This window comes from Streptomyces luteolifulvus (assembly GCF_008806595.1).
Lineage (GTDB): Bacteria > Actinomycetota > Actinomycetes > Streptomycetales > Streptomycetaceae > Streptomyces > Streptomyces luteolifulvus.
On the sequence record NZ_VZRB01000016.1, the window covers coordinates 38,496 to 50,981 of the forward strand.

At 68.7% G+C, this 12,486-nt stretch carries 12 protein-coding genes; 1 reads left to right on the forward strand and 11 read right to left on the reverse strand.

Translation table 11 applies throughout. The features are described 5' to 3' along the window. Nucleotides 1-4: 4 nt before the first annotated feature. Genes nuoK through F7R91_RS22575 form a run of 11 tightly spaced genes read right to left on the reverse strand, consistent with a single transcriptional unit; the run spans nt 5 to nt 10,844 of the window. Nucleotides 5-304, reverse strand: coding sequence for an NADH-quinone oxidoreductase subunit NuoK (gene nuoK, locus F7R91_RS22525; RefSeq protein ID WP_028420845.1), 300 nt, complete (start codon nt 302-304; stop codon nt 5-7). Next, on the reverse strand, nt 301-1,143 hold the full coding sequence (locus F7R91_RS22530) for an NADH-quinone oxidoreductase subunit J (RefSeq protein ID WP_150950910.1): 843 nt from the start codon (nt 1,141-1,143) through the stop codon (nt 301-303). The genes nuoK and F7R91_RS22530 overlap by 4 nt, the downstream gene beginning before the upstream one ends. After that, complete coding sequence (nuoI, locus tag F7R91_RS22535; RefSeq protein ID WP_150950911.1) at nt 1,140-1,751, reverse strand: NADH-quinone oxidoreductase subunit NuoI; 612 nt, start codon at nt 1,749-1,751, stop codon at nt 1,140-1,142. Before nuoI ends, F7R91_RS22530 begins: the two co-directional genes overlap by 4 nt. After that, nucleotides 1,744-3,123: an NADH-quinone oxidoreductase subunit NuoH gene (gene nuoH, locus F7R91_RS22540; RefSeq protein WP_150950912.1), complete on the reverse strand. Its 1,380-nt coding sequence runs from the start codon at nt 3,121-3,123 to the stop codon at nt 1,744-1,746. Before nuoH ends, nuoI begins: the two co-directional genes overlap by 8 nt. Continuing rightward, a complete protein-coding gene (locus F7R91_RS22545) occupies nt 3,120-5,624 on the reverse strand; it encodes an NADH-quinone oxidoreductase subunit G (RefSeq protein WP_150950913.1) in 2,505 nt (834 codons plus the stop codon). The genes nuoH and F7R91_RS22545 overlap by 4 nt, the downstream gene beginning before the upstream one ends. Next, complete coding sequence (gene nuoF / locus F7R91_RS22550; protein ID WP_191971590.1) at nt 5,621-6,970, reverse strand: NADH-quinone oxidoreductase subunit NuoF; 1,350 nt, start codon at nt 6,968-6,970, stop codon at nt 5,621-5,623. The genes F7R91_RS22545 and nuoF overlap by 4 nt, the downstream gene beginning before the upstream one ends. Further along, a complete protein-coding gene (nuoE, locus tag F7R91_RS22555; protein ID WP_150950915.1) occupies nt 6,967-7,839 on the reverse strand; it encodes an NADH-quinone oxidoreductase subunit NuoE in 873 nt (290 codons plus the stop codon). The genes nuoF and nuoE overlap by 4 nt, the downstream gene beginning before the upstream one ends. After that, complete coding sequence (locus tag F7R91_RS22560; RefSeq protein ID WP_150950916.1) at nt 7,836-9,158, reverse strand: NADH-quinone oxidoreductase subunit D; 1,323 nt, start codon at nt 9,156-9,158, stop codon at nt 7,836-7,838. The genes nuoE and F7R91_RS22560 overlap by 4 nt, the downstream gene beginning before the upstream one ends. Beyond that, a complete protein-coding gene (locus tag F7R91_RS22565) occupies nt 9,155-9,919 on the reverse strand; it encodes an NADH-quinone oxidoreductase subunit C (RefSeq protein ID WP_150950917.1) in 765 nt (254 codons plus the stop codon). Before F7R91_RS22565 ends, F7R91_RS22560 begins: the two co-directional genes overlap by 4 nt. Then, complete coding sequence (locus tag F7R91_RS22570; protein WP_056552623.1) at nt 9,916-10,470, reverse strand: NuoB/complex I 20 kDa subunit family protein; 555 nt, start codon at nt 10,468-10,470, stop codon at nt 9,916-9,918. The genes F7R91_RS22565 and F7R91_RS22570 overlap by 4 nt, the downstream gene beginning before the upstream one ends. A 14-nt stretch (nt 10,471-10,484) precedes the next feature. Beyond that, complete coding sequence (locus F7R91_RS22575; RefSeq protein WP_007383963.1) at nt 10,485-10,844, reverse strand: NADH-quinone oxidoreductase subunit A; 360 nt, start codon at nt 10,842-10,844, stop codon at nt 10,485-10,487. A gap of 735 nt (nt 10,845-11,579) precedes the next feature. Here F7R91_RS22575 and F7R91_RS22580 point away from each other — a divergent pair. Further along, nucleotides 11,580-12,410: a C40 family peptidase gene (locus F7R91_RS22580; RefSeq protein WP_150950918.1), complete on the forward strand. Its 831-nt coding sequence runs from the start codon at nt 11,580-11,582 to the stop codon at nt 12,408-12,410. Nucleotides 12,411-12,486: the final 76 nt, after the last annotated feature.

Sequence of the window (12,486 nt, forward strand, 5' to 3'; positions counted from 1 at the left end):
CCCCTTACAGCTTCATCAGGCTGGCGTCGTCGACCGAGGCCGAGTGGCGGGTACGGAACAGCGACACGATGATCGCGAGCCCGACCACGACCTCCGCGGCGGCGACGACCATCGTGAAGAAGGCGATGATCTGGCCGTCGAGATTGCCGTGCATCCGGGAGAAGGCGACGAACGCGAGGTTGCAGGCGTTGAGCATGAGCTCGATGCACATGAACACGACGATCGCGTTGCGCCTGATCAGTACGCCGGTCGCGCCGATCGTGAACAACAGGGCGGCGAGATACAGGTAGTTGACCGGGTTCACTTCGACGCCTCCTCTGCCCTCTTGACGTTCACCGGGTCGATCGCGGTCCGTTCCAGGCGCTCTTCGGCGCGCTGTTCCAGGGCCCGCAGATCGTTGAGCGCCTCGGCCGACACATCGCGGATCTGCCCGCGCTCGCGCAGCGTCTTGTTGACGGTGAGCTCGGACGGGGTGCCGTCGGGCAGCAGGCCCGCGATGTCCACCGCGTTGTGCCGGGCGTACACGCCGGGCGCCGGGAGCGGCGGCAGGTGCTTGCCCTCCCGTACCCGCTGCTCGGCCAGCTCGCGCTGGGTCCTGGCCCGCTCGGTGCGCTCGCGGTGGGTGAGCACCATGGCGCCGACGGCGGCCGTGATCAGCAGGGCGCCGGTGATTTCGAAGGCGAAGACGTACTTGGTGAAGATGAGGGCGGCGAGGCCCTCCACATTGCCGTTCGCGTTGGCCTGTGTGAGGCCGTTGAACTCCTTGATGGAGGCGTGGCCGATGCCGCCCATCAGCAGGATGCCGAAGCCGAGCCCGCACAGCAGGGCCAGCCAGCGCTGGCCCCTGATGGTCTCCCTCAGGGAGTCGGCGGCGGTGACGCCGACGAGCATCACCACGAACAGGAACAGCATCATGATCGCGCCGGTGTAGACGACGATCTGCACGATGCCCAGGAAGTAGGCGCCGTTGGCGAGGTAGAAGACCGCCAGGACGATCATGGTGCCGGCCAGACAGAGCGCGCTGTGCACGGCCTTCTTCATGAAGACGGTGCACAGGGCGCCGATCACGGCGACCGTGCCGAGGACCCAGAACTGGAAGGCCTCGCCCGTGGAGGTGGTGTAGGCGGCGAGCTGCCCGCTCATGCGTCCACCTCCTCTTGCGAGGGCTCCTCGCCCTTGGAGACGGCGACCTGGCGTTCCGTGCCGGGTGCGGCCTCCGTCACCAGGCCCCGGTAGTAGGCCTGCTCGTCCGTGCCCGGGTAGATGGCGTGCGGGGTGTCGACCATGCCCTCTTCGAGGCCGGCGAGCAGCTGCTCCTTGGTGTAGATGAGGTTGGCGCGGCTGCTGTCGGCGAGTTCGAACTCGTTGGTCATCGTCAACGCGCGCGTGGGGCACGCCTCGATGCACAGGCCGCACAGGATGCAGCGGGCGTAGTTGATCTGGTAGACGCGGCCGTACCGCTCGCCCGGGGAGTAGCGCTCCTCGTCCGTGTTGTCGGCGCCCTCCACATAGATGGCGTCGGCGGGGCAGGCCCAGGCGCACAGTTCGCAGCCGATGCACTTCTCCAGGCCGTCCGGATGGCGGTTGAGCTGGTGCCGTCCGTGGAAGCGCGGAGCGGTGGTCTTCCGCTGCTCCGGGTACTGCTCGGTCAGCCGCTTCTTGAACATGGCCTTGAAGGTCACGCCGAAGCCGGCCACGGGGTTCTGGAAGCCGGGCGACGTGTGCCCGGCCTCCTTGGGCTCCTCAGCCATCGGACGCCTCCTTTCCGTCACGAGTTCCGCCCATCGATCCGTCACTCGCAGTATCCGACCCACCACTGACAATCAACTCCCGCTCGCGGCGCGGGCGGCGCCGCGGCACCGGCGGCAGCTCCTGTCCCGGCAGCGGCGGTACGGGGAATCCGCCCGCCATCGCGTCGAAGCCCGCGCTCTTGGCGGCGGCGGGCCGCTCGGCGCTCTTCGCCTTCTCGCGGAACATGTCGGCGACGAAGGAGAGCAGCAGCAGCGCGAGGACGCCGCCGCCGATGTAGAGGGCGATGTCGGCGAAGTCGTAGTTCTCGTTCCTGAGGGTCCGTACGGTCGCGACGAGCATCAGCCAGACCACGGAGACCGGGATGAGGACCTTCCAGCCGAGCTTCATCAGCTGGTCGTAGCGGACGCGGGGCAGCGTGCCGCGCAGCCAGATGAAGAAGAACAGCAGCAGCTGGACCTTGACGACGAACCAGAGCAGCGGCCACCAGCCGTGGTTCGCGCCCTCCCAGAACGTGCTGACCGGCCACGGGGCCCGCCAGCCGCCCAGGAAGAGCGTCGTGGCGACGGCCGAGACCGTCACCATGTTCACGTACTCGGCCAGCATGAACATCGCGAACTTGATCGACGAGTACTCGGTGTTGAAACCGCCGACCAGGTCGCCCTCGGACTCCGGCATGTCGAAGGGAGCGCGGTTGGTCTCGCCGACCATCGTCACGATGTAGATCAGGAAGGAGACCGGCAGCAGGACGATGTACCAGCGGTCGTGCTGCTGCTCGACGATCGTCGAGGTCGACATCGACCCCGAGTAGAGGAACACCGAGGCGAAGGCGGCGCCCATGGCGATCTCGTACGAGATCATCTGCGCGCAGGAGCGCAGTCCGCCGAGCAGCGGATAGGTGGATCCGGAGCTCCAGCCCGCCAGCACGATGCCGTAGATGCCGACCGAGGCGATCGCGAGGATGTAGAGGACCGCGATCGGCAGGTCGGTGAGCTGCATCGTGGTGCGCTGGCCGAAGATCGAGATCTCGTTGCCGGCGGGTCCGAAGGGGATCACCGCGATCGCCATGAAGGCCGGGATGGCCGCGACGATCGGCGCGAGGACGTAGACCACCTTGTCCGCGCGCTTGACGATGATGTCTTCCTTGAGCATCAGCTTCATGCCGTCGGCGAGCGACTGGAGCATGCCCCACGGGCCGTGCCGGTTGGGGCCGATGCGCAGCTGCATCCAGGCGACGACCTTGCGCTCCCACACGATGGAGAACAGCACGGTCAGCATCAGGAAGGCGAAGCAGAAGACGGCCTTGATGCCGACGAGCCACCAGGGGTCGCGGCCGAACAACGAGAGGTCTTCAGCGGCGAGGTACAAGCTCATGCCTCCACCTCCTTGGGGGCCTCGCCGGCGGGCTGCGCCGGGCCGATGCGGACGAGGGAGCCCGGCAGCGAGCCGGTGTCGGAGGCGACGCCGCCGCCGGCGGAGTTCAGCGGGAGCCAGACCACCCGGTCGGGCATCTCCGTGATCAGCAGCGGGAGTCCGACCGTGCCGGCGGGGCCGGTCACGGCGAGGACGTCGCCGTCCTTGACGCCGGCTTCGGCGGCCGTGGCGGCCGACACGCGCGCGTGGGCGGCGTGCCGGGTGCCGGCGAGGGCCGCGTCGCCCTGCTGGAGGACGCCCTGGTCGAGCAGCAGACGGTGCCCGGCCAGCACGGCTTCGCCGGCGGCCGGCCGCGGCAGCACGGCCGCCGTCTCCAGTGGGTCGGTGCCCCGCGGGCCGTCCCAGGCGCCGAGCCGGTCCATCTCCGCACGCGCAGTGCGCAGATCCGGCAGACCCAGGTGTACGTCCATGGCGTCGGCCAGCATCTGCAGTACGCGCGCGTCGGTGGGCGCCGGGCGGCGGGTCATCTGGTCGGGCTTGAGCGCGGCCTCGAACAGGCGCGCGCGGCCTTCCCAGTTGAGGAAGGTGCCGGCCTTCTCGGCGGCCGCGGCCACCGGCAGGACGACGTCCGCGTGCTCGGTGACCTCGCCGGGCCGCAGCTCCAGCGACACCAGGAAGTCCACCTCGTGCAGCGCTTCCCGCGCGCGTGCGGGGTCGGGCAGGTCGGCGATCTCCACGCCCGCGACCACGAGGGCCTGAAGTTCGCCCCGGGCGGCTGCCTCGATGATCTGGCCGGTGTCCCGCCCGTAGCGGTCGGGGAGTTCGGCGACACCCCAGGCGGCGGCGACCTCCTCACGCGCGCGTGCGTCGATGGCCGGACGCCCGCCCGGCAGCAGCGACGGCAGCGCGCCCGCCTCGATCGCCCCGCGCTCCCCTGCCCGGCGCGGAATCCACACCAGCTGGGCGCCGATCGCGGACGCGGCCCGTACGGCGGCGGTGAGGCCCCCGGTGACCGCCGCCAGCCGCTCACCGACGACGATCACGGCGCCCTCGGCGCGCAGCGCCTCGGCCGCCTCCGTTCCGCCGTCCTCCAGGCCGACGCCGCTCGCGAGCGCGTCCAGCCACTCGGTCTCGGTGCCGGGAGCCGCGGGCAGCAGGGTGCCGCCCGCCTTCTCCAGACCGCGCGTCGCGTGCGTGGCGAGGGAGAACACCTTCTGCCCGCGCTTGCGCCAGGCCTTCCTCAGCCGCAGGAAGATCCCGGGCGCCTCCTCCTCCGCCTCGAACCCGACCAGCAGGACGGCGGGCGCCTTCTCCAGCGAGGTGTAGGTGACGCCCGTACCGTCGAGGTCCCGGCCGCGCCCGGCGATCCGGGCGGCCAGGAAGTCGGCCTCCTCGCCGCTGTGCACGCGCGCGCGGAAGTCGATGTCGTTGGTGTCGAGCGCCACGCGCGCGAACTTGCTGTACGCGTAGGCGTCCTCGACGGTGAGGCGGCCACCGGTCAGCACGCCGGTGCTGCCGCGCGAGGCGAGCAGCCCCTGAGCGGCGATCTGCAGCGCCTCCGGCCAGGACGCCGGTACGAGCTCGCCCTCGGGGTTGCGCACCAGAGGCGTGTCGAGCCGGTCGCGCTGCTGCGCGTACCGGAACGCGAAACGCCCCTTGTCGCAGATCCACTCCTCGTTGACCTCGGGGTCGTCGGCGGCGAGCTTCCGCATGACCTTGCCGCGCCGGTGGTCGGTGCGGGTGGCACAGCCGCCGGAGCAGTGCTCGCAGACGGAGGGCGAGGAGACGAGGTCGAAGGGCCGGGAGCGGAAGCGGTACGCCGCCGAAGTCAGCGCGCCGACCGGGCAGATCTGGATGGTGTTGCCGGAGAAGTACGACTCGAAGGGGTCGCCCTCACCGGTGCCGACCTGCTGCAGCGCGCCCCGCTCCAGCAGCTCGATCATCGGGTCGCCCGCGACCTGGTTGGAGAAGCGCGTGCAGCGCGCGCACAGCACGCACCGCTCACGGTCGAGCAGCACCTGCGTGGAGATCGGCACGGGCTTCTCGTACGTCCGCTTCTTGCCGTCGAAGCGGGACTCGGCGTTGCCGTGCGACATCGCCTGGTTCTGCAGCGGGCACTCGCCGCCCTTGTCGCAGACCGGGCAGTCCAGCGGGTGGTTGATGAGGAGCAGCTCCATCACACCGTGCTGGGCCTTCTCGGCGACGGGCGAGGTGAGGTGCGTCTTCACCACCATTCCGTCGGTGCAGGTGATGGTGCACGACGCCATCGGCTTGCGCTGGCCCTCCACCTCGACCATGCACTGGCGGCAGGCGCCGACCGGGTCGAGGAGCGGGTGGTCGCAGAAGCGGGGGACCTCGATGCCGAGCAGCTCGGCGGCCCGGATGACCAGGGTGCCCTTGGGCACGCTGATCTCGGCGCCGTCGATCGTCAGTGAGACGAGGTCCTCCGGCGGGACCGCCGCCTCTCCCCCTCCGGAGGGAGCGCTGGTGGTCACGGTCATGCGTTCACCTCCGTGCGGTCGGCCCAGGCCGTCGACCGGGCAGGGTCGAAGGGGCAGCCGCGGCCCGTGATGTGCTGCTCGTACTCCTCGCGGAAGTACTTGAGCGAGGAGAAGATCGGCGAGGCGGCACCGTCGCCGAGGGCGCAGAACGACTTGCCGTTGATGTTGTCGGCGATGTCGTTGAGCTTGTCGAGGTCGGACATGACGCCCTTGCCCGCTTCGATGTCGCGCATCAACTGCACGAGCCAGTACGTCCCTTCGCGGCAGGGTGTGCACTTGCCGCAGGACTCATGGGCGTAGAACTCGGTCCAGCGGGTGACGGCGCGCACGACGCAGGTCGTCTCGTCGAAGCACTGGAGAGCTTTTGTGCCGAGCATGGAACCCGCGGCGCCCACTCCTTCGTAATCAAGAGGGACGTCGAGATGCTCGTCGGTGAACATCGGGGTCGAGGAGCCGCCCGGCGTCCAGAACTTGAGGCGATGCCCGGGTCGCATTCCACCGCTCATGTCCAGGAGCTGACGGAGCGTGATGCCGAGCGGAGCCTCGTACTGGCCCGGACTGGCGACATGGCCGCTGAGCGAGTAGAGCGTGAAGCCCGGGGACTTCTCGCTGCCCATCGACCTGAACCAGTCTTTGCCCTTGTGCAGGATCGCGGGAACCGACGCGATGGACTCGACGTTGTTCACCACAGTCGGGCAGGCATAGAGGCCTGCCACAGCAGGGAAGGGGGGACGGAGCCGCGGTTGACCCCGGCGGCCTTCGAGCGAGTCGAGCAGCGCGGTCTCCTCACCGCAGATGTACGCACCCGCGCCCGCGTGCACGGTGAGCTGGAGGTCGAGCCCGCTGCCGAGGATGTTCTCGCCGAGGTAGCCCGCCGCGTAGGCCTCAGCGACGGCCGAGTGCAACCGCCGCAGCACGGGGACGACTTCACCACGCAGATAGATGAAGGCATGCGAAGACCTGATGGCGTAACACGCGATGACGATGCCCTCGATGAGGCTGTGCGGGTTCGCGAAGAGGAGCGGGATGTCCTTGCAGGTTCCCGGCTCCGACTCGTCGGCGTTGACAACTAGATAGTGCGGCTTTCCATCCCCCTGGGGAATGAACTGCCATTTCATTCCCGTGGGGAATCCCGCGCCGCCGCGGCCGCGCAGACCGGAGTCCTTGACGTACGCGATGAGGTCGTCCGGCGACATGGCCAGCGCCTTGCGGAGTCCCTCGTACCCCTCGTGCCTTCGGTAGGCGTCCAGCGTCCAGGACTTGTCCTCGTCCCAGAAGGCCGACAGCACGGGTGCGAGCAGCTTCTCGGGGCTGGTGTCTTTGATCTCGGGTGCCAAGGTCATCACTCCCCCTCCTCGGCGACAGGCCCTGCCGGGTGGGCGGGGTCGGAGGCCGATGTCTCCTCCGGCGCGTCGTGCGAGCTGAGGTGCTCGGTCGGCGACGGCTCGTGCACCGCCCTGTCCTGCGGCTCCTCGTGCGGACCGCCGTCCCGCGGATGGACCACGCGCGCGGGTGCGGCCTCTCCCCTGGCCAGGCGGAGGCCCACCAGCGAGGCGGGTCCCGCGCTGCCGCTCGCCTCGACGGCTCCGTCCCGCTCGTCGGGGAAGCCCGCGAGGATCCGCGAGGTCTCCTTGAAGGTGCACAGCGGCGCCCCGCGCGTGGGCTCGACCGGCCGTCCCGCGCGGAGGTCGTCGACCAGGCGTGTGGCGCTCTGCGGGGTCTGGTTGTCGAAGAACTCCCAGTTGACCATCATGACGGGCGCGAAGTCGCAGGCCGCGTTGCACTCGATGTGCTCCAGGGTGACCTTGCCGTCGTCGGTGGTCTCGCCGTTGCCGACGCCCAGGTGCTCCTGCAGGCTCTCGAAGATCGCGTCGCCGCCCATCACCGCGCACAGCGTGTTGGTGCAGACGCCGACCTGGTAGTCACCGCCGGGCCGCCGCCGGTACATGGTGTAGAAGGTGGCGACCGCGGTGACCTCGGCCGAGGTCAGGCCGAGCACCTCCGCGCAGAACTGCATCCCGGTGCGCGAGACATGGCCCTCCTCCGACTGCACGAGATGCAGCAACGGCAGCAGGGCCGAGCGGGAGTCCGGGTAGCGGGCGATGATCTCCCGCGCGTCCGTCTCCAGCCGGGCTCGAACGTCGTCCGGGTAGGCGGGTGCGGGCAGTTCGGGCATGCCCAGGCTGACGCCCCGGTCAGAAGAACTGGTGGTCACCGGTCGACGCCTCCCATCACGGGGTCGATGGACGCGACGGCGACGATGACGTCGGCGACCTGGCCGCCCTCGCACATCGCCGCCATGGCCTGCAGATTGGTGAAGGACGGGTCGCGGAAGTGGACCCGGTAGGGGCGGGTGCCGCCGTCGGACACGGCATGCACCCCGAGTTCGCCCTTGGGCGACTCGACCGCCACGTACGCCTGTCCCGGCGGGACGCGGAAGCCTTCGGTCACCAGCTTGAAGTGGTGGATCAGGGCCTCCATGGAGGTGCCCATGATCTTCTTGATGTGGTCGAGGGAGTTGCCGAGCCCGTCGGGTCCCAGGGCAAGCTGGGCGGGCCAGGCGATCTTCTTGTCGGCGACCATGACCGGGCCGGGCTGCAGCCGGTCCAGGCACTGCTCGACGATCCTGAGCGACTGGCGCATCTCCTCCAGACGCACCAGGAAGCGGCCGTAGGAGTCGCAGCTGTCGGCGGTCGGGACGTCGAAGTCGTACGTCTCGTAGCCGCAGTACGGCTGTGCCTTGCGCAGGTCGTGCGGCAGGCCGGCGGAGCGCAGGATCGGGCCGGTGGCGCCGAGGGCCATGCAGCCGGCCAGGTCGAGATGGCCGATCTCCTGCATACGGGCCTTGAAGATGGGGTTCCCGGTGGCGAGCTTGTCGTACTCCGGGAGGTTCTTCTTCATCTTCTTCACGAACTCGCGGATGTGGTCCACCGCGCCGGGCGGCAGGTCCTGGGCGAGTCCGCCGGGGCGGATGTACGCGTGGTTCATCCTGAGGCCCGTGATGAGCTCGTAGATGTCGAGAATCATTTCACGATCACGGAATCCGTAGATCATGATCGTGGTGGCGCCGAGCTCCATACCGCCGGTGGCGATGCAGACCAGGTGCGAGGACATCCGGTTCAGCTCCATCAGGAGCACCCGGATGATCTCGGCCCGCTCGGTGATCTGGTCCTCGATGCCGAGGAGCTTCTCGACGGCGAGGCAGTAGGCGGTCTCGTTGAAGAAGGACGTCAGGTAGTCCATGCGCGTCACGAACGTGGTGCCCTGCGTCCATGTGCGGTACTCGAGGTTCTTCTCGATGCCGGTGTGGAGGTAGCCGATGCCGCAGCGGGCCTCGGTGACCGTCTCGCCCTCGATCTCCAGGATCAGGCGGAGCACTCCATGGGTGGAGGGGTGCTGCGGACCCATGTTGACGACGATGCGCTCGTCGTCGGCGCGGGCCGCGGACTGGACGACCTCGTCCCAGTCGCCACCGGTCACCGTATATACGGTGCCCTCGGTGGTCTCACGGGCCGATGCTGACTGCGTGCTCACGAGTACGACCTCCGCTGGTCCGGAGCCGGGATCTGGGCGCCCTTGTACTCGACGGGGATGCCGCCGAGGGGGTAGTCCTTGCGCTGCGGGTGGCCCTGCCAGTCGTCCGGCATCATGATCCGCGTCAGCGCCGGGTGGCCGTCGAAGACGATGCCGAAGAAGTCGTAGGTCTCGCGCTCGTGCCAGTCGTTGGTCGGGTAGACGGGGACCAGGGACGGGATGCGCGGGTCGGCGTCCGGTGCGCTGACTTCGAGGCGGATCAGCCGGTTGTGGGTGATCGAGCGCAGGTGGTAGACGGCGTGCAGCTCGCGGCCCTTGTCCTGCGGGTAGTGGACACCGCTCACGCCGGTGCAGAGCTCGAAGCGCAGGGCGGGATCGTCGCGCAGGGTCCGGGCGACGCGCAGCAGATGCTCGCGCTCGATGTGGAAGGTCAGCTCGCCGCGGTCGACGATCGTCTTCTCGATCGCGTTGTCGGGCAGCAGGCCCTGTTCCTCCAGGGCGCCCTCGAGTTCGTCGGCGACCTCGTCGAACCAGCCGCCGTAGGGGCGGCTCGCCGGTCCCGGGAGGCGGACCGAGCGGACCAGGCCGCCGTAGCCGGAGGTGTCGCCGCCGTTGTTGGCGCCGAACATGCCGCGCTGGACGCGGATCTCCTCGCCGCCCTCGCCGCGCTGGCCGGGGAGGTTGGAGGCGCCGAGGTCCTTCTCGGGGTTCACCCCGTCCGCGGAACCGTTCGCGCCGTTGGTGCCGTTCGCGTCGCTCACCGCAGCAGCCCCTTCATCTCGATCGTCGGCAGGGCCTTGAGTGCCGCTTCCTCCGCCTCGCGGGCCGCTTCCTCGGCGTTCACGCCGAGCTTGGAGGTCTGGATCTTCTGGTGGAGCTTGAGGATCGCGTCCAGCAGCATCTCCGGCCGTGGCGGGCAGCCGGGCAGATAGATGTCGACCGGCACGATGTGGTCGACGCCCTGGACGATCGCGTAGTTGTTGAACATGCCGCCCGAGGAGGCGCAGACCCCCATGGAGATCACCCACTTGGGGTTCGGCATCTGGTCGTAGACCTGCCGCAGCACCGGCGCCATCTTCTGGCTGACCCGGCCGGCGACGATCATCAGGTCCGCCTGGCGCGGTGAGCCGCGGAAGACCTCCATGCCGAAGCGCGCCAGGTCGTAGCGGCCGGCGCCGGTGGTCATCATCTCGATGGCGCAGCAGGCGAGGCCGAATGTGGCGGGGAAGACGGACGCCTTGCGCACCCAGCCCGCGGCCTGCTCGACGGTGGTCAGCAGGAAGCCGCTCGGCAGCTTTTCTTCGAGTCCCATGTCCTAAATGCCCCTCAGTCCCATTCCAGACCGCCGCGCCGCCATACGTACGCGTACGCGACGAAGACGGTGAGCACGAAGAGCAGCATCTCCACGAGCCCGAAAACACCCAGGGCGTCGAAAGTGACGGCCCAGGGATAGAGGAAGACGATCTCGATGTCGAAGACGATGAAGAGCATCGCCGTCAGGTAGTACTTGATGGGGAAACGCCCGCCGCCGGCCGGCGTGGGGGTCGGCTCGATACCGCACTCGTAAGCCTCGAGCTTGGCCCGGTTGTACCGCTTCGGACCGATCAGCGTGGCCATGACCACGGAGAAGATCGCAAAGCCTGCCCCGAGGGCTCCCAGTACGAGGATGGGCGCATACGCGTTCACCGCTCCTCGCTCCTCTCAGTCGGCACTGACTGCTGGCGATGATGCCTGGCTCACTTGCACCTCACCTGCCCCACGAACCCCGCTCGTCCCCGCGAAGATCGAGAACATGTGAAGCAACTCACAAGCCCAACTGCCTCGCATCTTATGCCTGCCGCTCTGTGATCTGCGACACGGGGTATTACCGAAGCTTTGTGATCTCCACCACCCGACGAACGATCATGAACGGGAATGACCGGCGATCTTCACACAAGAAGCGTCCGAGCGATCACCAGAGGTGACATTTTTGTTCATCCGTGCAGGTAGGGGGGGCGTCTCAATATCAAGAGACTTCCGCTGCATGCAAATTGGTGCTGGACGCACCCCGCTGATACCGGACCGCGTTCACACGTCAGAGGGAGACGGGCGGGTCGATGTGGACGTGTGCACGCGTTCACGAGCGGATCCCGGTCGTGACCCAGCCGCGACCTGGCCGTGATCTCCGCGCGAGACGCGACGCCGGCCGTAATCGTTGCGTGACCTCCGCCACATCCCCGAGGGGGCGGGAGAGGGAGGCTTGGCCACCGACCGCAACAAGTGGTAGGCGGAGGGCAATTAGGACGTAAGGACGAAAGGGCGTGATCACAGGCTTGATCACGTGAGTCCGCTTTGTCCGTTACGGCGTCAATAAAGAGTGAGGGACGGGGAATTTGGGGCTCCCATTGAGCAACTGTGGCGCACCACACGTTTCTTGAAGGTATGGAGGAGCCCCTGATACCGCTTGTACCCATGTCCCACACCGCTCACATACGAAGCCACCGGAAGCCCCGCCGCAGCGCGTCGAAAATCGCGATGCGGGCCGGAGTTGCCGGTGGCGTCCTCAGCACCCTGGCAGTGGCCGGGGCGTCCGGCGCGGCGAACGCTGCCGAGCCGGTGACGCAGACCCTTGAACTGCCCACCCTGACGGCCGACCTGGCCGCTCAGGTCGCCCAGTCCGCGGACGCCACCCAGCAGGCCGCCGCGAACTACGAGCTTGAGGCCGAGCGTGACGCGGCCGCCGCAAAGGCCGCGAAAGAGGCCAAGGCGGACCTCGCTGTGGCGAAGAAGAAGGCGGAGGCCAAGAAGAAGGCCGCCGAGGCCGCGCGCAAGGCAGCCGCGGAGCAGGCCGTGTCGCGCTCCTCGGAGCGGACCACCCTCTCGACCTCCACCAGCACGACCGCGTCGGCCCCCGCCAGCGGCAGCGTCGGCACGGTCATCGCCTTCCTCAAGGCCCAGGTGGGCGACGCATATGTCCTGGGTGCCACCGGCCCCAGCGCGTGGGACTGCTCCAGCCTCGTCCAGGCCGCGTTCAAGCAGGTCGGTGTCGATCTGCCGCGCGTCTCGCAGGACCAGTCGATGGCCGGCACCGACGTGCCGCTGTCGAGCATCCAGGTCGGCGACATCCTCTACTGGGGTGGCAAGGGCTCCGCGTACCACGTGGGCGTGTACATCGGGAACGGTCAGTACCTGGACGCCGCCAACCCCTCCAAGGGCGTTGTCATCCAGCAGCTGTCCGGGTATCCGGCCTCGGGCGCGGTCCGCGTCCTCTGAGCCGTACGACTCGCCGGAAGGGCCGCAGCCGCTCGGGGGCAGCGGCCCTTCGGGCTCATTCCCGGCCGGGCTTCGG